This window comes from Streptomyces sp. Z423-1 (assembly GCF_013009255.1).
GTDB classification, from domain to species: domain Bacteria; phylum Actinomycetota; class Actinomycetes; order Streptomycetales; family Streptomycetaceae; genus Streptomyces; species Streptomyces gossypiisoli.
Genome location: NZ_CP053109.1, coordinates 6,937,618 through 6,957,416, shown reverse-complemented (window position 1 = coordinate 6,957,416; position 19,799 = coordinate 6,937,618). Strand labels below are relative to the sequence as shown.

18 protein-coding genes are annotated in these 19,799 nt (G+C 72.1%); 9 read left to right on the top strand and 9 right to left on the bottom strand.

Annotation, left to right across the window (positions count from 1 at the left end; translation table 11 throughout):
- Positions 1–28: 28 nt before the first annotated feature.
- The 5 genes from HJD23_RS31305 to HJD23_RS31285 all read right to left on the bottom strand — a co-directional run bounded on the left by HJD23_RS31305 (position 29) and on the right by HJD23_RS31285 (position 6,366).
- Complete coding sequence (locus HJD23_RS31305; RefSeq protein ID WP_171109852.1) at positions 29–3,142, bottom strand: efflux RND transporter permease subunit; 3,114 nt, start codon at positions 3,140–3,142, stop codon at positions 29–31.
- A gap of 155 nt (positions 3,143–3,297) precedes the next feature.
- Entirely contained in the window at positions 3,298–3,984 is a 687-nt protein-coding gene (locus tag HJD23_RS31300; RefSeq protein WP_171109853.1) for a response regulator transcription factor, read from the bottom strand.
- Complete coding sequence (locus tag HJD23_RS31295) at positions 3,981–5,201, bottom strand: sensor histidine kinase (RefSeq protein WP_171109854.1); 1,221 nt, start codon at positions 5,199–5,201, stop codon at positions 3,981–3,983. Before HJD23_RS31295 ends, HJD23_RS31300 begins: the two co-directional genes overlap by 4 nt.
- 69 nt (positions 5,202–5,270) lie before the next feature.
- On the bottom strand, positions 5,271–5,552 hold the full coding sequence (locus HJD23_RS31290) for a hypothetical protein (protein WP_171109855.1): 282 nt from the start codon (positions 5,550–5,552) through the stop codon (positions 5,271–5,273).
- A gap of 19 nt (positions 5,553–5,571) precedes the next feature.
- Positions 5,572–6,366 carry a PspA/IM30 family protein gene (locus HJD23_RS31285; protein WP_171109856.1) on the bottom strand — a complete coding sequence of 265 codons (795 nt, stop codon included), beginning with the start codon at positions 6,364–6,366 and terminating at the stop codon, positions 5,572–5,574.
- A 262-nt stretch (positions 6,367–6,628) separates the two neighbouring features.
- On the opposite strand from HJD23_RS31285, the gene HJD23_RS31280 reads away from it, so the two are divergent.
- The 3 genes from HJD23_RS31280 to HJD23_RS31270 all read left to right on the top strand — a co-directional run bounded on the left by HJD23_RS31280 (position 6,629) and on the right by HJD23_RS31270 (position 9,248).
- Positions 6,629–7,258: a DUF3043 domain-containing protein gene (locus HJD23_RS31280; protein WP_171109857.1), complete on the top strand. Its 630-nt coding sequence runs from the start codon at positions 6,629–6,631 to the stop codon at positions 7,256–7,258.
- An 83-nt stretch (positions 7,259–7,341) separates the two neighbouring features.
- Positions 7,342–8,061, top strand: a complete 720-nt coding sequence (locus HJD23_RS31275; RefSeq protein WP_171111630.1) for a methyltransferase domain-containing protein — start codon at positions 7,342–7,344, stop codon at positions 8,059–8,061.
- Between the two features lie 107 nt (positions 8,062–8,168).
- Positions 8,169–9,248 carry a trypsin-like peptidase domain-containing protein gene (locus HJD23_RS31270; protein ID WP_171109858.1) on the top strand — a complete coding sequence of 360 codons (1,080 nt, stop codon included), beginning with the start codon at positions 8,169–8,171 and terminating at the stop codon, positions 9,246–9,248.
- A gap of 46 nt (positions 9,249–9,294) precedes the next feature.
- Here the strand turns inward: HJD23_RS31270 and HJD23_RS31265 are convergent, their stop codons facing one another.
- Positions 9,295–9,507, bottom strand: a complete 213-nt coding sequence (locus tag HJD23_RS31265; RefSeq protein WP_171109859.1) for a hypothetical protein — start codon at positions 9,505–9,507, stop codon at positions 9,295–9,297.
- A gap of 148 nt (positions 9,508–9,655) precedes the next feature.
- Here HJD23_RS31265 and HJD23_RS31260 point away from each other — a divergent pair, with 148 nt between their 5' ends.
- Positions 9,656–10,864 carry a bifunctional adenosylcobinamide kinase/adenosylcobinamide-phosphate guanylyltransferase gene (locus HJD23_RS31260; RefSeq protein WP_171109860.1) on the top strand — a complete coding sequence of 403 codons (1,209 nt, stop codon included), beginning with the start codon at positions 9,656–9,658 and terminating at the stop codon, positions 10,862–10,864.
- 28 nt (positions 10,865–10,892) lie between these two features.
- On the opposite strand, the gene HJD23_RS31255 is transcribed toward HJD23_RS31260, so the two are convergent.
- Positions 10,893–11,948, bottom strand: coding sequence for a class I SAM-dependent methyltransferase (locus HJD23_RS31255; protein ID WP_171109861.1), 1,056 nt, complete (start codon positions 11,946–11,948; stop codon positions 10,893–10,895).
- A gap of 160 nt (positions 11,949–12,108) precedes the next feature.
- Here HJD23_RS31255 and cobT point away from each other — a divergent pair, with 160 nt between their 5' ends.
- Together cobT and HJD23_RS31245 are read left to right on the top strand one after the other, a co-directional pair.
- Entirely contained in the window at positions 12,109–13,218 is a 1,110-nt protein-coding gene (gene cobT / locus HJD23_RS31250; protein WP_171109862.1) for a nicotinate-nucleotide--dimethylbenzimidazole phosphoribosyltransferase, read from the top strand.
- A gap of 115 nt (positions 13,219–13,333) precedes the next feature.
- Positions 13,334–13,993: a hypothetical protein gene (locus HJD23_RS31245; protein WP_171109863.1), complete on the top strand. Its 660-nt coding sequence runs from the start codon at positions 13,334–13,336 to the stop codon at positions 13,991–13,993.
- Here HJD23_RS31245 and HJD23_RS31240 read toward each other — a convergent pair.
- Positions 13,990–14,727, bottom strand: coding sequence for a hypothetical protein (locus HJD23_RS31240; RefSeq protein WP_171109864.1), 738 nt, complete (start codon positions 14,725–14,727; stop codon positions 13,990–13,992). The two genes, HJD23_RS31245 and HJD23_RS31240, sit on opposite strands and share 4 nt — an antisense overlap.
- A 62-nt stretch (positions 14,728–14,789) precedes the next feature.
- Between HJD23_RS31240 and HJD23_RS31235 the strand changes: the two genes are divergently transcribed.
- Entirely contained in the window at positions 14,790–15,572 is a 783-nt protein-coding gene (locus tag HJD23_RS31235) for an adenosylcobinamide-GDP ribazoletransferase (RefSeq protein ID WP_171109865.1), read from the top strand.
- Positions 15,573–15,579: 7 nt separating this feature from the next.
- On the opposite strand, the gene HJD23_RS31230 is transcribed toward HJD23_RS31235, so the two are convergent.
- On the bottom strand, positions 15,580–16,293 hold the full coding sequence (locus tag HJD23_RS31230) for an endo alpha-1,4 polygalactosaminidase (protein ID WP_240981004.1): 714 nt from the start codon (positions 16,291–16,293) through the stop codon (positions 15,580–15,582).
- A gap of 251 nt (positions 16,294–16,544) precedes the next feature.
- Between HJD23_RS31230 and HJD23_RS31225 the strand changes: the two genes are divergently transcribed.
- Both HJD23_RS31225 and lpdA read left to right on the top strand, forming a co-directional pair.
- Positions 16,545–18,074 (top strand): leucyl aminopeptidase, encoded by a 1,530-nt coding sequence (locus tag HJD23_RS31225; protein WP_171109867.1) that lies wholly within the window; start codon positions 16,545–16,547, stop codon positions 18,072–18,074.
- Positions 18,075–18,362: 288 nt separating this feature from the next.
- The gene (gene lpdA, locus HJD23_RS31220) at positions 18,363–19,751 is read left to right on the top strand and encodes a dihydrolipoyl dehydrogenase (RefSeq protein ID WP_171109868.1); all 1,389 of its coding nucleotides are present in this window, start codon (positions 18,363–18,365) and stop codon (positions 19,749–19,751) included.
- Positions 19,752–19,799: the final 48 nt, after the last annotated feature.

Here is a 19,799-nt window from a genome sequence, read left to right as displayed (position 1 = left end):
ACGGTGCGGCCCCCCTTCGCCATGCCGGTCAGACCTGCGCGGGCTCCGGCTGCGGCTCCGCCGCCGTCTCCGGCTTCGCCTGCCGCTTCGCCAACCGCTTCTTCGCCCGGCGCTCCTTGCGGAGCTCCAGCATCGCGTAGAGCGTCGGGACCAGGAGCAGGGTCAGCAGGGTGGAGGTGATCAGGCCGCCGATCACGACCACCGCCAGCGGCTGGGCGATGAAGCCGCCCTCGCCGGTGATGCCCAGCGCCATCGGGACCAGGGCGAAGATGGTCGCCAGGGCGGTCATCAGGATCGGACGGAGCCGGTGCCGCCCACCCTCGACCACGGCCTCGACGACGCCGTAACCCTGCCTGCGGTACTGGTTGATCAGGTCGATCAGCACGATCGCGTTGGTCACCACGATGCCGATCAGCATCAGCATGCCGATCATCGCGGGGACGCCCATCGGGGTGCCGGTGGCGACCAGCAGGCCGATCGCGCCGGTCGCGGCGAACGGGATGGAGACCAGCAGGATCAGCGGCTGGACCAGCGAGCGGAAGGTCGCGACCAGCAGCATGAAGACGATCGCGATGGCCGCCAGCATCGCCAGGCCCAGGTTGGCGAAGGCGTCGCTCTGGTCCTCGGAGACGCCGCCGATCCGTGCCGTGGCGCCCGCCGGGAGGTCCAGGTCGTTGATCTTCGACTGGAGCTCGGCGCTGACCGCGCCCGTGTTGTCGCCGGTCGGCTTGGCGGTGATGGTGGCCGCGCGCTGACCGTCGATCCGGGTCATGGAGACCGGCCCGTCCACCAGCCTCACGGTCGCGATCTCACCCAGCTTCACCTGGCCCAGCGGGAGGTTGCGCAGCTCGGCGATGGTCTCGGCCGGCTCCGCCGACTTGATGACGATGTCGCGCTCGGTGTCGTCCAGCGTCGCCTTGCCCGCCGTGGTGCCGCGCACCGCCTGGGCCACGGCCGCGCCCAGCGTCTGGTCGTTGAAACCGGCGGCGGCCGCCGCGTCCTTGGCCGTCACGGAGATGCGCGGCACGCTGGTGGCCAGGTCGCTGGTGACGTCCGTGACGTCGTCCAGCCCGGCCACCGCCTCGCGGACCTCCTCGGAGGCCTCGCGCAGCACGTCCGCGTCGGCCGCCTTCACGACCACGCTGAGGTCCTGGCTGCCGAAGCCGTCACCGGCCGCGATGGTGGTCGTACCGATGCCGTCGAGCTTGTCCAGGCCCGCGTCGATGCGGTCCTGGACGTCCTCGAACGAGGCGGAGTCGTCCAGCATCACCGAGTACGAGGCCTGGTTGGTGTCGGTGCCGCCGCCGAAGGCCGCCATGAAGCCGGAGGAGCCGATCGTCACCTGGTAGTCCTTGACGCCCTCGGTGTCGGCGAGCAGCCGCTCGACCTTCTTCGCCTGGGCGTCGGTCGCGGCCAGGCTGGTGCCGGGCTTCAGCTCCTGCTTGATGGTGAGGACTTCCTGCTCGCCCTGGTCGAAGAAGTTGGTCTTCAGCAGCGGCGCCATGCCGAAGGTGCCGATCAGGACCACGACCGCGATGGCCACGCTGGTCAGGCGGCGCCGGGTGGCGAAGCGCAGAACGGGGACGTAGAACCGCTGGAGCCTGCTCTTCGCCTCCTTCTCCTCCGCCTGCCGGCGCGCCTCGTCGGCGTCCTCGGGGGTGCCCTTGGGGGCGCGCACGAACCAGTACGACAGGACCGGTACGACCGTCAGCGAGACCAGCAGGGAGGCCAGCAGGGCGGCCGTGACGGTCAGCGAGAACGAGCCGAACAGCTCGCCCACCATGCCGCCGACCAGGCCGATCGGCAGGAACACCGCGACCGTGGTGAGGGTCGAGGACGTCACCGCGCCCGCGACCTCGCGGACCGCCTTGAGGATGGCCTCCTGGCGCTCCTCGCCGTAGCCGAGGTGCCGCTTGATGTTCTCCAGCACGACGATCGAGTCGTCGACGACCCGGCCGATGGCGATGGTCAGGGCGCCCAGCGTGAGCATGTTCAGGGACAGGTCCCGCGTCCACAGCACGATCAGGGCGAGGACGACGGACAGCGGGATGCTGACCGCCGTGACCAGGGTGGAGCGGATCGACGCCAGGAAGACCAGGATCACCAGGACCGCGAAGAGCAGACCGAGCCCGCCCTCCGTGGTGAGGCCCTTGATGGACTTGGACACCGCCGGGCCCTGGTCGCTGACGACCGTCACGGTCGCGCCGGAGCCGAGGTCGGCGCGCATCTCGGGCAGCTTGTCCTCGACCGCGTCGGAGATGGCGACCGCGCTGCCGTCGCGGTCCATGGTGACGGCGACGGCGAGGCTGGGCTCGCCGTTGGTGCGGGTGAGGGAGTCGGCCCTGGCCTGCTCCTCGGTCACCTCGGCAACATCACCGAGCCGTACGGGCTTGTCGACGCCCTGGCCGGTGATCATCAGGTCCTCGATCTGCCCCAGCGAGGTGAAGCCGCCGCCGACCTGCACGGTGCGGTTGCTGCCGTCCTCGTCGAAGGAGCCGGCCGGGACGGTGGCGCCGCCCGCCTGGAGGGCCTGGACGAGGCTCTGGGTGGTGAGGCCGGCCCGGGCCAGTTCACGGTCGTCGGGGGTGACGGCGACCCGGAGGTCCCGTACGCCGTCGACGGTGACCTGGCCGACGCCGTCGATGTCCTCCAGGGCCGGTATGACGGTCCGCTCCAGCCGGTCGGCCAGCGCCTGCTGGTCCTCCTCGGAGGTGACGGCGAGGACGACGGTGGGTATGTCGTCCGTCGAACCGGCGATGACCTGCGGGTCCACGTCGTCGGGGAGCTGGACGCGGGCCCGGTTGACGGCCTGCTGGACGTCCGCGACGAGCTGCTGGTTGTCGGGGCCGTAGTCGAAGGACGCCATGATCAGGGCGTTGCCCTCGCTCGCCGTGGAGGTGACGCCGGTGATGCCGTCGACGGCTTCGAGGCTGTCCTCGATCGGCTCGACGACCTGCTTCTCGACCACGTCCGGGGACGCGCCCTGGTACGGCGCGAGCACCGACACCACGGGCAGTTCGATGGTGGGCAGCAGTTGCTGCTTGAGCTGTGGGATCGCGATCGCGCCGAAGGCGAGCGCAACGATCGACATCAGCCCTATCAGGGCCCGTTGCGCGAGGCTGAATCTGGACAGCCAGGACATGGGTCAGCGTCTCTCTTCTGTGGCCGTGAGCGGAGAACGGGCACATGTGAGCGCCCGTACCTACACCCTGAGCCATCGCCCCCCGGTGATCCGTCGCCCCTGGGTCCAGTTCCTTATACGGCGCATACTCCGGCCGCAGTACACGCGGCGCGGGGTCAGTCCACCCTCGGGCGTACCAGCCCCGACTCGTACGCGATCACCACCAGCTGCGCCCGGTCGCGGGCGCCCAGCTTGGCCATGGCCCGGTTGACGTGCGTCTTCACCGTCAGCGGGCTGACCTCCAGACGCTCGGCGATCTCGTCGTTGGAGTGGCCGCCCGCGACCTGGACGAGGACCTCGCGCTCCCGCCCCGTCAGCGCGTCCAGCCGCTCGGAGCGGGCGGGGTCACGGTCGGTGCCGTGGGTGTCGCCGCCCTGCGCGAGGAAGCGGGCGATCAGGCCCTTGGTGGCGGCCGGGGACAGCAGCGCCTCACCTCCGGCCGCGACCCGGATGGCGGTGAGCAGCTCCTCCGGTTCGGAGCCCTTGCCGAGGAAGCCGGAGGCGCCCGCGCGCAGTGACTGCACCACGTAGTCGTCGACCTCGAAGGTGGTCAGGATGACGATCCGGACGTGGGCGAGGCCGGGGTCGGAGCTGATCATGCGGGTGGCGGCGAGCCCGTCGGTGCCGGGCATCCGGATGTCCATCAGGACCACGTCGGCGCGCTGCTCCTTCGCCAGCCGCACCGCCTCCGCGCCGTCGGAGGCCTCCCCCACGACCTCCATGTCGGGCTCGGAGTCGACGAGCACACGGAAGGCGCTGCGCAGCAGCGCCTGGTCGTCGGCGAGCAGGACACGGATCGTCATACGGGGTCCTTCGCTGGGGCGGTGCGGGTCTTGACCGGCAGGATCGCATGGACGCGGAAGCCGCCGCCGTAGCGGGGACCGGTGGTGAGGGTGCCGCGCAGGGCGGTGACGCGTTCGCGCATGCCGAGCAGTCCGTGGCCGCCGCCGGAGACGGGGCCGTCGTCCTCGCCGGAGCCGTCGTCGAGGACGGTGATCTCGATGTTCGGCCCCACCCGTACGACGCTGACCTCGGCCTTCGCCGCCGTACCGGCGTGTTTCTGGACGTTGGTGAGGGCTTCCTGGATGACGCGGTACGCCGCCAGGTCGACGGCGGCGGGGAGGCTGGTGCCGTGGTCGGCGCGGGCCACCTCGACGTGCAGTCCGGCGCTGCGGAAGGTGCCGACGAGTTCGTCGAGGCGGTCCAGGCCGGGGGCGGGTTCCGTGGGGGCCTCGGGGTCGTCGGACTGGCGGAGCAGGCCGACGGTGGCGCGCAGCTCGTTGAGCGCGGAGCGGCTGGCCTCGCGTACGTGCGAGAGGGCCTCCTTGGCCTGGTCCGGCCGCTTGTCCATGACATGCGCGGCGACCCCGGCCTGCACATTGACCAGGGCGATGTGGTGGGCGACCACGTCGTGCAGGTCGCGGGCGATGCGCAGCCGCTCCTCGGCGACGCGGCGGCGGGCCTCCTCCTCACGGGTGCGCTCGGCCTTCTCGGCACGCTCGCGGATGGCCTGCACGACGTCGCGGCGGCTGCGGACCGCGTCGCCGCCGGCCGCGGCCATGCCGGTCCAGGCGAAGACGGCGAGGTTCTCCTGGGCGTACCAGGGCAGCGGGCCGGCGAGCATGGCCGCGCCGGTCAGCACGGTCATGGTGAGCAGGCCGACGCGCCAGGTGGTGGAGCGGTCGGTGCTGGCGGCGACGGTGTAGAGGGCGACCACGGCGGACATGGCGACCGGGGCTCTGGGGTCGCCGGTGACGAACTCGACGACGGAGAGGGTGCCGGTGATGCCGAGGACCCGCATGGGGGCGCGGCGGCGGAACACGAGGGCGGCGGCGCCGAGCACCATGAGGACGAGGCTGAGGATGTCCGGGGTGCGCAGCACCCAGTTGACGCCGTGCTTGCCGTGCGGGTCCACCAGGGAGGCGGCCACCATGCAGGCCAGTACGCCGGCCGCCAGCGCCGCGTCCAGCGCCGTGGGGTGCGCCTTCAGACGGCGCCGGGCGCTTTCGAGGGTGCTCACGGCTGTCAACGGTACGGGTACCTCGCGGGGCGTGGAACGGGGCTGCCGACTGCCGGCTCCCGCTGTTCGTCAGCCCCCCGGGATCAGTCCGTCGTCGCTCAGCAGCTCCCGTACCTCGTCCAGGGTCGCGTCCGGGGACGGGAGGATCAGGTCCGAGGGTTCCAGGGACTCGTCCGGGAGGGGCTCGCCCTGTTCGCGGACCTCGGTGAGGAGGGCCTGGAGAGTGCGGCGGAAGCCGGGACCGTCGCCGTTCTCCATTTCCGCCATGAGCTCGTCGTCCAGCTTGTTCAGCTCGGTGAGGTGGCTGTCGGCCAGCCGCACCTGTCCCTCCCCCATGATCCGTACGATCATGTCGCCCTCCGGTGAGTGACTACTGCTTGTCGAAGCGCGGGGTGTCCTGCGGCTGCTGCTGGGACTGGGACTGGTCCTTGCCGCCCTCGATGGCCTGCTGGTCACCGGTCCCTCCCGCCAGCTCCGCCTTCATGCGCTGCAGTTCCAGCTCCACATCCGTACCACCGGAGAGCCGGTCCAGCTCGGCCTGGATGTCGTCCTTGGCCATGCCGGTGGGGTCGTCGAGCGCGCCGGAGGCGAGCAGTTCGTCGATCGCGCCGGCCCGGGCCTGGAGCTGGGCCGTCTTGTCCTCGGCCCGCTGGATGGCCAGCCCGACGTCGCCCATCTCCTCGGAGATGCCGGTGAAGGCCTCGCCGATCCGGGTCTGGGCCTGGGCCGCGGTGTAGGTCGCCTTGATGGTCTCCTTCTTCGTGCGGAAGGCGTCGACCTTGGCCTGGAGGCGCTGGGCCGCCAGGGTGAGCTTCTCCTCCTCGCCCTGGAGCGTCGCGTGCTGGGTCTCCAGATCCGTCACCTGCTGCTGGAGGGCGGCCCGGCGGGAGAGCGCCTCGCGGGCCAGGTCCTCACGGCCCAGCGCGAGCGCCTTGCGGCCCTGGTCCTCCAGCTTGGTCGACTGGGTCTGCAGCTGGTTCAGCTGGAGTTCCAGGCGCTTGCGCGAGGTCGCCACGTCCGCGACGCCGCGGCGGACCTTCTGGAGCAGCTCCAGTTGCTTCTGGTACGAGTAATCGAGGGTCTCGCGCGGGTCCTCGGCCCGGTCAAGGGCCTTGTTCGCCTTCGCGCGGAAGAGCATCCCCATACGCTTCATGACACCGCTCATGGGCTTCGCGCGCCCCCTTCTGACGGACTCCAGATCACCGGTCTGCGACAGAACCCACAGTACGGGCCCTGCATCCATTGACGCACTGTTCGGGGACGGATGCGCTCATCCCCAAGGACGACTGAGTGCGCTCCCGCTCCGGCGTAGGGAGTAGGTGGTCCCCGGGTATGCCCCGGGGGGACCCGAGGGCGTACACATCGTCCCCTCTGTCCCTTACAAGACGACTGGTGTTGCGGGATCGTTCCCCGCCGGACTGGGGTCCATGCCCCGGGACCCCGTACCCTTGGGTTTTGTGTTCCGTAGCCGTGCCAAAGACGAGAAGGCCGCCGTCGCCGCCCAGGCGCAGCTGACCGACTCCAAGCAGCCCCGTGACCCGCAGGCCCCGAAGGGCCGGCCGACGCCCAAGCGCAGTGAGGCCCAGTCCCAGCGCCGCAGCGTCGCCAATACGTCGATGACGCGCAAGGAGGCCGCCAAGCGGCAGCGCGATGAGCGCCGTGCCGCCATGGAGCGGCAGCGCCAGGCGCTGGCGGGCGGTGACGAGCGGTATCTGCCGGCGCGCGACAAGGGTCCGGTGCGCCGGTTCGCCCGTGACTTCGTCGACTCGCGGTTCAACATCGCGGAGTACTTCCTGCCGATGGCCGTGGTCATCCTCGTGCTGAGCATGGTGCGGGTGCCGGCGCTGCAGAGCATCGCGCTGCTGCTGTGGCTGGTGGTGATCGTGCTCATCGTCCTGGACTCGTTCGTCACCGGGTACCGGCTGAAGAAGCGGCTGGCCGAGCGCTTCCCCGACGAGAACAGGCGCGGCGCGGTCGCCTACGCGCTGATGCGCTCCCTCCAGATGCGCCGACTCCGGCTGCCCAAGCCGCAGGTCAAGCGCGGAGAGCGGCCCTGAGCGCGACGCCTTTCCCGGGGGGTGCGGCGCACGCCTGGCTGAGCGGGCTCGGCGGGTTGCGTGATGTCGTACGGCAGGAGCTGGTGGCCCGGCAGCTCGACGAGCAGATAGCCGGGCGGTTCCCGGTCGGGCAGCGGCTGCGGGTGCTCGACGTGGGGATGGGCCAGGGCACGCAGGCGCTGCGGCTGGCCCGGGCCGGGCACCAGGTGACCGGCGTGGAGAAGGACGCCACCATGCTCGCCGCGGCGCGCTCCGCGCTGGCGGAGGAGCCGGTGGGGATCCAGGAGCGGGTCCGGCTCATCGAGGGGGACGGCCGGGACACGGGGGTGCACTTCCTGCCCGGCAGCTTCGACGTCGTGCTTTGTCATGGCGTACTCATGTACGTCGACGACCCCGATCCCCTGCTGGCCGGGCTGGCGCGGATGCTCGCGCCGGGCGGGCTGCTGTCGCTGCTGGTGCGCAACGGCGACGCGCTCGCGATCCGGCCGGGACTGGCCGGCGACTGGACCACGGCGCTCGCCGCTTTCGACACCACGGCGTACCGGAACCGGCTGGGCCTCGACGTCCGGGCGGACCGCCTGGCCACGCTGACGGCCACACTCGCCGGGATCGGCGCGCCGCTGCACGCCTGGTACGGCGTACGGGTCTTCACCGACACGGCGGCGGACGACGCGGAGGTCCCGGCGGACGTGGAGGCGCTGCTGGCGGCGGAGGAACGGGCCGGGCGGACGGATCCGTACCGGGGGGTCGCGGCGTTGCTGCATTTGTGCGGGGTGCGCGGCGCTCCGCTGGTGGTGCCGTGATGGGCCGTGGGTCGTGTGCGGCGCCATTGTGGCTGGTCGCGCAGTTTTGAGCCCGTTCGGGCGTACAGCGCGGGCCCTCGTCGGGGTCCGGGAGCCAGACTCGGGGCATGGAAGCTCACCCTGTCCGGACGCCGCGCCATGCCGCGGGCCTGTTGTGCTGCCTCGTCCTCGTCCTCGTCCTCGTCCTCGTCTCCGGGTGCACCGGGGGTGGCCCGGCGCGGCAGGCCGAGCAGACGGCCACGCAGGCCGCCGTCCCGGTCGCGGCGAACGATCTGCAGGACGACTACCAGAGGGTGATCAGCGACGTCCTGCCGTCGGTCGTGCAGATCCAGGGCCGCGAGGATCTGGGCTCCGGGGTGGTGTACGACGACAAGGGCCACATCGTCACGAACGCGCACGTCGTCGGTGAGCAGCGAACGTTCCAGGTGACGACCGCCAACAGCGAGGACCGGCTCGACGCCCGGCTCGTCTACTCGTACCCCGAGCAGGACCTGGCCGTGGTGAAGCTGGACCGGCTCCCCCAGGGGCTGCGGCCGGCGACCTTCGGGGACTCCACGAAGGTCGAGGTCGGGCAGATCGTGCTGGCGATGGGCTCGCCGCTCGGGCTGTCGTCGAGCGTGACGCAGGGGATCGTGTCGGCGACCGGACGGACCGTCACGGAGCCCCGCAGCGGCGGCGGTCCGGGCGCGACGATCGCCAACATGGTGCAGACGTCGGCGGCCATCAACCCGGGCAACAGCGGCGGCGCCCTCGTGAACCTCGACGGTCACGTCATCGGCATCCCGACGCTCGGCGCGATCGACCCCGGCCTCGGGGAGGGCGCCGCGCCCGGTATCGGGTTCGCGATCCCGGCGTCGATGGTGAAGACGGTCGCCGACCAGATCGTCCGGGAGGGCCGGGTCACCGACTCCGGGCGGGCGGCACTCGGCATCACGGGCCGTACCGTCGTCGACGACGACTACCGACCCGCCGGGGTGGCCATCGCCGAGGTGCGCCCCGGCGGGGCGGCGGACAAGGCCGGGATCGAGCGCGGGGACATCATCACCAGGTTGGGTGACACAAACATCACCACCATCACCTCACTCGCCGAGGCACTGGCGGTGCTGAAGCCGGGCGACCGGACGACGGTGACGTTCACGCGGAACGGCCGGGAGCGGACCGTGGACGTGACGCTGGGCGAGCACTGAGAAGGGCGGCCCGCGCAGGCCGCCCCGTCCCCGCCTGGCCCCGCCCCTAGTCCTGTTCGGCGTGCAGGCTCATCGGACCGTAGATCTCGGTGGCGTCCTCGAACAGCCGTACCTGGTCCGCGCCCCCGGCGAGCAGTTCCTTCCAGTGCTCCCCGATCCAGGACTCGGCGTCCCCCTGCGTGGTGAACTCCTCGGGCTGGACCGCGGGCTGGACCTCCGTCCCGTCGGCCTTCTCGAACCGCCACGTCCATGCCGCCATGTCGCCTCCGCGTGTCAGCACCAGCAGTGCAGGGGCCGATCTTGGTGCGGCCCCTGCGGAGAGGGTATTCGCTCCGGTCGGCACAGTCCCGCCCCCCTGGGTGGGTCCCCGTCACGCAGGATGACCGGTGACCGGCGAAAATCGGATCGTGGAACTGACTCTGCTCGGCACCGGCGCCCCCGCGGGACTCCCCCGCCCCGACTGTCCCTGCGCTGCCTGCGCCACCGCGCTCGGCCCGGACGCGCGGGCGGCCACGGCCGTACTCGTGGACGGGGGCCTGCTGCTCGACCTGACCCCGGGAGCGGCGTTCGCGGCGGCGCGGGCGGGGCGAACGCTGGCGGGCGTACGGCAGGTGCTGCTGTCGCATCCGCACGGCGGGCCGCCGGTGGAGGTGCCGGCCGGGCTGCCGCAGCCCGGGCGGGTGCCGGACGGGCGGGAGTTGGCGCTGCTGACGGGGCATCGGGTGCGGGCGATGGCGATGGACGCGCCGGGCACGGGGTACGCGGTGACCGGGCCGGACGGGCAGCGGTTGCTGTATCTGCCGCCGGGGTGTGCGCCGGCCGGGCTGGAGGAGGGGGGCGCGTCCGCGGAGCCGTACGACATGGTGCTCCTGGATGTCGTGGGGCGGCCGGACGCGCTGGCGCGGTTGCGGGCGGTGGGGGCGGTCGGGCCCACGACGGACGTCGTCGCCGTACACCTGGATCACGATGTGCCGCCCGGGGCCGAGTTGCGGCGGCGGCTGGCCGCGGCGGGGGCGCGGGCCGTGCCGGACGGGGCGGGTCTGGCGGTCGGGGCCTACGAGGACGTGCCGGACGTGCCGCGGCGGACGCTGGTGCTGGGCGGGGCACGGTCGGGCAAGTCGGTGGAGGCGGAGCGGCGGCTGGAGGCGTTCCCCCATGTGCTGTACGTCGCGACGGGCGGCACCCGGGGCGGGGACGGCGAGTGGGCGGAGCGGGTGGCCGCGCACCGGGAACGGCGGCCGGGGTCGTGGCGGACGGTGGAGACGTGCGACCTGGTACCGCTGCTCGCGGAGGACGGGCCGCCGCTGCTGGTCGACTGCCTGTCGCTGTGGCTGACGGACGCGATGGACGCCGTGGGCGCCTGGGACGACGCGGAGTGGGCCGACGGCGGCGAGAAGGCGCTGCGCGAGCGGGTGCACGCGCTGACGGAGGCGGTGCGGGGCACGCGGCGGGTGGTGGTCGCCGTGTCCAACGAGGTGGGCTCGGGCATCGTCCCCGCCACCGCGTCCGGGCGGCGTTACCGGGACGAACTCGGGCGCCTGAACGCGGCGTTCGCGGGTGAGTGCGAGCAGGTGCTGCTGGTGGTGGCGGGGCAGGCCGTGGTGCTGCGGGGGTGAAGGGCCCCGGCCCGGCCCTGTTCTCCCCTTACGGCACCGGGTTCTTGCGGGCGATCACCCGGTACGCGTTGGAGAAGCCGGTGCGCCGGAGGAGGGGCGCCAGGGTGTGGTCCAGGGCCGTGGCCGTCAGGCGTACGGGGATGGTCGCGGGCGTCAGGGCTGCGCGCGTGGCGTGTTGCAGCAGGGTGGGTGGGGTGACCCGCCAGGGGGTGTCGGGGGCAGGGAGGGCCCGGGCGAGGGCCCGGGTCGCCGCCGTGCCGAGGTCTGTGGGGGTGTGGGGGGTGGCCTTGTCCGTGGTGAGGATCGTGCAGTTGTGGGACTCCAGGACCTGGTGGACGTTGGGGAGCGGGATGAGGTGGACCTGGCGCGGTTGCGCGTGGCCGGGCCACCACTTGCCCAGGAGTGCGGCGAACGTGCTGTGCGGGTTGGTCAGTTCGAGGACGAGGTGGCCGCCGGGGCGGAGCGCCGCGATCGCCGCCCGGAGGTCCTCGCGGGGGGACGGGGACTGTTCCAGGTGGTGGAAGACGCTCACCACGTCGTAGCGGGAGCGCAGGTGGGCCAGCAGGCCGGGGCTGCTGAGGCGGCCGACGTAGGCCTCCTCCACGCGTTCCGAGGCCCGGGCGCGCAGGACGCGCGGGGTGGGGTCCGTACCGTCGAAGGACGTGTACGGGAGCAACTCCTGCGCGGTGGCCGGGAAGTCGCCGTCGCCGGTGCCCACGTCCAGCCAGCTCTCCGGTTCCGGGATGTGCAGCATCGCCCGGACGCGCTCCCGGTTGCGGCGGCGGGAGGGCGGGCGCTCGTACAGCTCCCGGTCCCGGTGGTAGAACGCCGTGCCCTCGAGGCTGAGCCCGGGGTTCTGGAAGACATGCGCGCAGTCCTCGCACTCGTCGAGGGTGAACGTGCCCGGCTTGCGCTGGATCACGTCGGGTGCCGTGAGGCGCGTGCGCAGGCGCCGCCCGCCGCACCAGGGGCAGCTGTCCCGGCGCGGTGCGTGGAAACGCTCGGTGCCCTGGGCGAGTTCGCCGAGGTACTTGGCGCGGCGCAGGTCGATCGCCGGCGGGGCGAGGGGGGCGGACGACGACATGGGCGGCTCCGGGGTGCGACGGACGGGGCGGGGAGGGACGTACGACAATCCGCTGCAAACCGGAACGTATGGGATCGCGATCTTGGGTGCAACGACGTCGTGGGGTCGTGGTCGCCATGTGGCGCCGTCCCGTTCGATCGGGGCCGGTACTGTTCGGCGAATGAGCTCGCTTAATCTCGACGACTTCACCGATCTGATCGAGCGCCCCGACGGCGGGGTGCGCCGCGACGCGGAGGCGCGCCGGGAGCGTCAGATCGTGCCGCCCGGTTCGCTGGGGCGCCTCGACGACCTGGGTGAGTGGCTGGCCGCGGCACAGGGTGCCGTACCGGTGCGGCCGGTGGAACGGCCGCGGGTGGTGCTGTTCGCCGGTGACCACGGTGTCGCGGAGCTGGGGGTGTCGGCGCGGCCCGCGGGGAGCGCCGGGGAGCTGGTGCGGGAGGTGCTGGAGGGCGGCCGGCCGGTGTCCGTGCTGGCCCGGCGGCTCGGCGTGCCGGTGCGGGTCGTGGACATGGCGCTGGACTGCGATCCGCAGGCGCTGCCCGAGGACGTGGTGAAGCACCGGGTACGGCGTGGCAGCGGGCGCATCGACATCGAGGACGCGCTGACGGCCGAGGAGGCGGAGGCCGCGTTCCGGGCCGGGGTCGCGGTGGCCGACGAGGAGGCCGACTCCGGTACGGATCTGGTGGTGCTCGGCGATGTGAGCGTGGGCGGGACCACGGTGGCCGGGGTGCTGGTCGCCGCGCTGTGCGGGACCGACGCGTCGGTGGTGACCGGGCGGGGCGGGCTCGCGATCGACGACCTGGTGTGGATGCGCAAGTGTGCGGCGATCCGGGACGCGTTGCGGCGGGCGCGGCCGGTGCTCGGGGATCAGTTGCGGCTGCTGGCGGCGGTCGGTGGTGCCGATGTCGCGGCGATGACCGGGTTCCTGCTTCAGTGCGCGGTGCGGAAGACGCCGGTGATCCTGGACGGTGTGGTGGCCGCCGCGTGTGCGCTGGTGGCGCAGCGGATCGCGTTCCGGGCGCCGGACTGGTGGCTGGCCGGGCACAACAGCGGGGAGCCGGGGCAGGCCAAGGCGCTGGACCGGATGGCGCTGGAGCCGCTGATCGACCATGGGGTGTCGGTCGGGGAGGGCGCGGGGGGCCTGCTGGCGCTGCCCCTGGTGCAGGCCGCGGCGGCGTTGGCGGCGGAGCTGCCGGAGCGGCCGGAGGAGAAGCAGCCGACCGAGGAGCTGGAGGAGAAGGAGCCCGTCGAGGAGCCGGAGGCAGAGTAGGGGACGCCCGAGAGGTGCGGATCACAGGGGCCGCGGTCAACTTTCGGCAGGTTTCGGGCGGTCTCTGTACGTGTCCTGACGTACCCGCACCACCGCACGCCCCGGAGCCGCCCCGATGAACCCCCTCGCCCGCTGGGCCCGCGCCGAATGGGGGCCGCTCCACCGGACGGTCCGTGCGGAGCTGCGCGTGCGGCGGGCGCGGGCCGTGGCGATGGCGATCGGCGCCGTCTGCCTCACCGCGCTGCTGCACTTCGTGCACGGCCGGTCGTGGGGCTATCAGTTCGTGCAGAACGTCGGGACCGTCCGCGCCGAGGACCCCCTCTGGCTGGCCCTCCTGCGCACTCCCCTGTCGCTGTTCGTGCCCGCCCTCGACCTCCCGGTGTGGGGTGCGCTGCTGCAGATCCTGCTGGTGTTCGGCATCGCGGAGATCTGCCTCGGCCGCCCGCGCACCCTCGCCCTCGCCTACACCGCCACCCTCGCCGGGACGCTGTACGCCCGGCTCGGCATCGCCCTCGGCCCCGACCACCCGCTGGGCCTGCCCGCCTCGGACGCGCAGGTCGTGGACACCGGCCCGTCGGCCGCGGTCGTCGGCCTCGCGGTGTACGTCGGCTGGCGGTACGGGGCGTACGTGACCGCCGGGGCGGTGGTCGTCGCGATGGTGGTCGAGGTGCTGGTGAAGGAGAACCTCGCCGGCAAGGAGCACCTCGCGGCGATCGCGGCGGTGCTGGTGGTGTGCGCGGTGACCGCGCTGCGTCAGCGGTTTTCCAGGTCCTAGGGGTTGGGCGTGCCGCCGAGCCAGTCCTGGAACTTGCGGCTCGGACCCAGCCAGCGGCGGTCGTGGTGGTAGGCGCGCAGGCGTGCTCTGGCCCGGGCGCGGGGACGGCGGCGGTAGAGCCGTTTCGCCCAGGGGGAGCCGGGGCGGGCCAGCCGGACCGCGGCGAACAGGGCGACGAACGGGACGATCACGCCGAGGATCGCCAGGCGGGTCTTGCCCTTGGCGAGGGCGATGAGCGAGAAGAGGAAGGTCACGGCGACCGTGGAGATGACCGAGCCCCGGCTCTGCAACTCGTCCTCGTCGAGGTCGTTGACGCCGAACGGCGAGAAACCGGCCACCCACAGACCGACCAGCGCGGCGGTGAGCACGACCGCCTCCACACTCTTGCGGCCCGCCTCCGTCCAGTACACGTCGTCGAGATGCAGGATCAGCGCGAACTCGTCCAGCACCAGGCCCGCGCCGATCCCGAAGACCACGGCCGCGAGGTAGGACCCGAAGCCCTGCCGTCCCCCGGCCACCGCGGCGAAGCCGCCGGTGAGGATGAGGATGACGCCGGGCACCACGTGGTGGACGTGCAGACCGCCCGCCTTGACGTTGCGGAAGGGGCCCTTGCCCGCCCGGATCATGCGCGTGATCAGCCGGGTGATCAGGAAGGTCAGCACAAAGGCGGTGAGCGCGAGCAACAGGGGGAGCTTGCCGGGCTCGACGATGTTGCGTTCCAGCCAGTTCCCCATACGTCCAAGTCTGCCCAGGATTGGGGCGAGATGCTCTGTGAGCGGTCGCGTACCCTGCCGGGATGCCCCTGATCCCGGCCGCGCACGGCCTCCGCTTCGCCTTCGGCACCCTCACCGTCCTGCCGGTACGGGTGACCCGCTGGGACCGGGAGACCGCACGCGCCGGGATGCTCTGCGCCCCCCTCGCCGGGCTCGTCGTCGGCCTCTGCGCGGCCGGCGTCGGTCTGCTGCTGCTCCTGCTCGGCGCGGGCCCGCTGCTCGCCGCCGTCGGGAGCGCCGCCGTACCCGCCGTACTCACCCGTGGCCTGCACCTGGACGGCCTGGCCGACACGGCGGACGGGCTGGGCAGCGGCAGGCCCGCCGAGGACGCGCTGCGGATCATGAAGCAGTCGGACATCGGACCGTTCGGGGTGCTGACCCTGGTCTTCGTGCTGCTGGCCCAGGTGGCGGCCCTTGCGCAGGTCTACGACGGCTCCTGGGCCCGGGGTGCGCTCGCCGCGGTCGTCGCGGCCACCGCGGCCCGGCTGGCGCTGACGCTGGCCGCCCGCGCCGGGATACCCGCCGCCCGCCCGGAGGGGCTGGGGGCGGCCGTCGCCGGAGTCGTCCCGGTCGGCGGGGCGGTGGGCGTCGCGCTCGCGGTGACCGGGGCCGCCGCGGCCGGTGGGGCGCTGTTCGGGGCGTACGACATCCTGCGCGCCGCCCTCGCGGTGGTCGCCTCCGCCGTCGTCGCCGACGTGCTGCTACGGCACTGCGTACGCCGGTTCGGCGGGGTCACCGGCGACGTGTTCGGCGGGCTCGCCGAGACGGCGGCCACGACGGCGCTGCTGGTGCTCGCCCTGGGCTGAAGGCGCCTCAGCAGGTTCGGCGCCACACCCCCAACTCGTACTCCTTCAGCAGCGAGCTCAGCTTCAGCCGCCGCGACTCGGCGCAGAAGCGGTGGGTGGGGAGTTCGTACTCGGCGTGGAAGACCGCCTTGCCCGCCTCGATGAAGGGGGTGAGGGCGGCGCATTCGCCGTACTGGGCGCACTGTTCGTTGACCGCGAAGTCGAAGTCGCCGACCAGTTCCGGGATCTGGTCGAGGTCGTTCTTCAGGCCGACCGCCATGCCGCGTTCGTGGGCCAGCTCGGCGATCAGGCGGTTGTAGCGGAGCTGGTCGGCGGCCGTGAGGGGGAAGCCGGTGCGGTTGCGGTAGCCGTCCATGTTGTCCGGCTCGACCGCGTCGAAGCCCTTGGCGCGGCACATGTCCATACGGGCCGCCATCAGCGGCCCGAGGACGTCGGTCCGGCGGATGTCGAGCCAGCGTTCGCCCTCCCAGCCGTTGCCCTCGCCGATGACCGACGTCGGGAACTTCTTCGCGTCGGGCCGCCAGTCCTCCCAGGCGCCGGTGGAGAGGTAGCAGATGACCTTGCGGCCCTTGTCGTGCAGTGCGGCGACCGTGGCCTTGGAGGTGTCGAAGCCGTCGATGTCGTAGACGGCCGCGTCGACGGAGGTGTCGACGCGGCCGCGCAGCTGCCACTGCCAGTCGGGAGGGCTCCAGGGTGTGCGGCAACGTACCCCATGGATGATCTCCCGTCCCGGGCACCGCGCAGTACCCGGCTCAGCCCATGGAGTGCGAGGATCGGTGCGTGGCGTCGACGCCACTGACAGGTGAACGCCCGTAGGAATGCTCGAAGAGGTACCGGGCGTAGGCTCGTGCCAGGTCAATACCTGTCCAGGTACAGACTCCACCGCACGAGGGATCTAGGGTCGGCTGTCGGGCCCGGCCGGCCCATCCCTCGGCCACAGAAACTTCACATCGGAAGCGAGATTTCACCACCGTGACTGCTCTCACTCTCAGCACCGCCGCGGCGCCCGGCCTGCGGGCCGACGCGATCGTGATCGGTGTCGCCAAGGGCGACAAGGGCCCGGTCGTCGCACCGGGCGCGGAGGCCGTGGACAAGGCGTACGACGGCGGGCTCGCCGGCGTCCTGGAGACCCTGGGTGCCTCCGGCGCCGAGGGCGAGGTGACGAAGCTGCCCGCGCCGGCCGGTTTCAAGACGCCGCTCCTGGTGGCGGTGGGCCTCGGTGCCCGGCCGGAGAAGGACGCGGAGTACGACGCGGAGGCGCTGCGCCGGGCCGCCGGTGCCGCCGCCCGTGCGCTGGCCGGTGCCAAGAAGGCCGCCTTCGCGCTGCCGGTCGTGGACGCGGCCTCGGTCGGGGCGATCGGCGAGGGCGCGCTGCTCGGCGCGTACTCCTTCGACGTGTACAAGGACAACGGCAAGGACGCCAAGGACAAGAAGAACGGCAAGGCCCCGCTCGCCGAGGTCGCCGTGCTCGGCGCCAAGCCGCGCGACAAGGCGCACAAGGCGGCGGCCGAGCGCGCCACGGCCGTGTCCGAGGAGCTCAACCGCGCCCGCGACCTGGTCAACACCCCGCCGAACGATCTGAACCCCGAGGCGTTCGCCGCAGTCGCCCAGGCCGCCGCCAAGGAGCACGGCATCAAGGTGCAGGTGCTCGACGAGAAGGCGCTGGCCAAGGACGGCTACGGCGGCATCCTGGGTGTCGGCGCCGGGTCGGCGTCGGCGCCGCGCCTGGTGAAGCTGTCGTACACCTCCTCGAAGGCGAAGAAGCACCTCGCCTTCGTCGGCAAGGGCATCACCTACGACTCGGGCGGCATCTCGCTGAAGCCGGCCGGTCACAACGAGACGATGAAGTGCGACATGAGCGGGGCGGCGGCGGTATTCGCGGCCGTGGTCGCCGCGGCTCGGCTCGGGCTGGAGGTCAACGTCACCGGGTGGCTGGCGCTGGCCGAGAACATGCCGTCCGGGTCGGCCACGCGGCCGGGTGATGTGCTGCGGATGTACAGCGGCAAGACCGTCGAGGTGCTGAACACCGACGCCGAGGGGCGGCTGGTGCTGGCGGACGCCCTGTGGGCGGCGTCGGAGGAGAAGCCCGACGCGATCGTGGATGTGGCGACCCTGACCGGGGCGATGATGCTGGCGCTGGGCAACCGGACGTTCGGTGTGATGGCCAACGACGAGGCGTTCCGCTCCGCGGTGCACGAGGCCGCGGAGGAGGTCGGTGAGGCCGCGTGGCCGATGCCGCTGCCGGAACATCTGCGCAAGGGGATGGACTCGGCCACCGCCGACATCGCCAACATGGGTGAGCGGATGGGCGGTGGGCTGGTCGCCGGGCTCTTCCTGCGGGAGTTCGTGGGTGAGGGCATCACGTGGGCGCACCTCGACATCGCCGGGCCCGCGTTCAACGAGCAGGGGCCGTTCGGGTACACGCCGAAGGGTGGGACGGGGTCCGGGGTGCGGACGCTGGTGCGGCTGGCGGAGCTGACCGCTGCGGGTGATCTGGGGTGATGTCCGCCTACTGAGTCGTAGCTCGCTGTCGTGTGGCGGGTGCGGGTGGACTGTGGCCGGGCGCGCAGTCCCCCGCGCCCCTTTACATGGGCCACCCCTGGCCTTTCTCACAAATGAGCGTGGGACGTATCACACCCTGGCCCCGCGTCTCGTTGTGTGCTGACAAGTGCGAAGATGGGGCTCGGCAGGACAGGGCCCCACCGAAGGGCCGAAGTAGAGCGGCCGGACACCAGCCGCCAGCCGGTCACCGCTGACCGGCGTACGGCGCACATGCATGGAGGACGTGACGTGGCGAACGACGCCAGCACCGTTTTCGACCTAGTGATCCTCGGCGGTGGCAGCGGTGGTTACGCCGCGGCCCTGCGCGGAGCGCAGCTGGGCCTGGACGTCGCCCTGATCGAGAAGGACAAGGTCGGCGGCACCTGCCTGCACCGGGGTTGCATCCCCACCAAGGCCCTGCTGCACGCGGGCGAGATCGCCGACCAGGCCCGCGAGAGCGAGCAGTTCGGCGTGAAGGCCACCTTCGAGGGCATCGACGTGGCCGGGGTCCACAAGTACAAGGACGAGGTGGTCTCGGGCCTGTACAAGGGCCTGCAGGGACTCATCGCCTCCCGGAAGGTGACCTACATCGAGGGTGCGGGGCGGCTGTCCTCCCCGACCTCGGTCGATGTGAACGGCCGGCGCATCCAGGGCCGCCACGTGCTGCTGGCAACCGGTTCCGTACCGAAGTCGCTGCCCGGTCTGGAGATCGACGGCAACCGCATCATCTCCTCGGACCATGCGCTGGTGCTGGACCGCGTGCCGAAGTCCGCGATCGTCCTCGGCGGCGGTGTCATCGGCGTCGAGTTCGCCTCCGCGTGGAAGTCCTTCGGCGCGGACGTCACGATCGTCGAGGGCCTGAAGCACCTCGTCCCGGTCGAGGACGAGAACAGCTCGAAGCTTCTTGAGCGCGCTTTCCGCAAGCGCGGCATCAAGTTCAACCTGGGCACCTTCTTCCAGAAGGCCGAGTACACGGCCGACGGTGTCAAGGTCACCCTCGCCGACGGCAAGGAGTTCGAGGCCGAGGTCCTGCTGGTGGCCGTCGGCCGCGGGCCGGTCTCCCAGGGCCTCGGTTACGAGGAGGCCGGGGTCGCCATGGACCGCGGTTACGTCCTCGTCGACGAGTACATGCGGACCAACGTCCCGACGATCTCGGCGGTCGGCGACCTGGTCCCGACGCTCCAGCTCGCGCACGTCGGCTTCGCCGAGGGCATCCTGGTGGCGGAGCGGCTGGCCGGTCTGAAGGTCGTCCCGATCGACTACGACGGCGTGCCCCGGGTGACGTACTGCCACCCCGAGGTCGCCTCCGTCGGCATCACCGAGGCCAAGGCCAAGGAGATCTACGGCGCGGACAAGGTCGTCGCCCTGAAGTACAACCTGGCGGGCAACGGCAAGAGCAAGATCCTCAAGACCGCGGGCGAGATCAAGCTCGTCCAGGTCAAGGACGGCGCGGTGGTCGGCGTGCACATGGTCGGCGACCGTATGGGCGAGCAGGTCGGCGAGGCCCAGCTGGTCTACAACTGGGAGGCGCTGCCGGCCGAGGTGGCCCAGCTCATCCACGCCCACCCGACGCAGAACGAGGCGCTCGGCGAGGCCCACCTGGCCCTGGCCGGCAAGCCGCTGCACGCCCACGACTGACGCCCTCGGTCATCGGGCGCGACGACACAGACTTCCGCAAATTCGTAA

What these genes read in the sequence shown, in the direction of transcription:
- HJD23_RS31305 (WP_171109852.1), bottom strand. Translation starts at nt 3,142, where the DNA reads ATGTCCTGGCTGTCCAGATTCAGCCTCGCGCAACGGGCCCTGATAGGG.
- HJD23_RS31300 (WP_171109853.1), bottom strand. Translation starts at nt 3,984, where the DNA reads ATGACGATCCGTGTCCTGCTCGCCGACGACCAGGCGCTGCTGCGCAGC.
- HJD23_RS31290 (WP_171109855.1), bottom strand. Translation starts at nt 5,552, where the DNA reads ATGATCGTACGGATCATGGGGGAGGGACAGGTGCGGCTGGCCGACAGC.
- HJD23_RS31285 (WP_171109856.1), bottom strand. Translation starts at nt 6,366, where the DNA reads ATGAGCGGTGTCATGAAGCGTATGGGGATGCTCTTCCGCGCGAAGGCG.
- HJD23_RS31280 (WP_171109857.1), top strand. Translation starts at nt 6,629, where the DNA reads ATGCCCCGGGACCCCGTACCCTTGGGTTTTGTGTTCCGTAGCCGTGCC.
- HJD23_RS31270 (WP_171109858.1), top strand. Translation starts at nt 8,169, where the DNA reads ATGGAAGCTCACCCTGTCCGGACGCCGCGCCATGCCGCGGGCCTGTTG.
- HJD23_RS31265 (WP_171109859.1), bottom strand. Translation starts at nt 9,507, where the DNA reads ATGGCGGCATGGACGTGGCGGTTCGAGAAGGCCGACGGGACGGAGGTC.
- HJD23_RS31255 (WP_171109861.1), bottom strand. Translation starts at nt 11,948, where the DNA reads ATGTCGTCGTCCGCCCCCCTCGCCCCGCCGGCGATCGACCTGCGCCGC.
- cobT (WP_171109862.1), top strand. Translation starts at nt 12,109, where the DNA reads ATGAGCTCGCTTAATCTCGACGACTTCACCGATCTGATCGAGCGCCCC.
- HJD23_RS31245 (WP_171109863.1), top strand. Translation starts at nt 13,334, where the DNA reads ATGAACCCCCTCGCCCGCTGGGCCCGCGCCGAATGGGGGCCGCTCCAC.
- HJD23_RS31240 (WP_171109864.1), bottom strand. Translation starts at nt 14,727, where the DNA reads ATGGGGAACTGGCTGGAACGCAACATCGTCGAGCCCGGCAAGCTCCCC.
- HJD23_RS31235 (WP_171109865.1), top strand. Translation starts at nt 14,790, where the DNA reads ATGCCCCTGATCCCGGCCGCGCACGGCCTCCGCTTCGCCTTCGGCACC.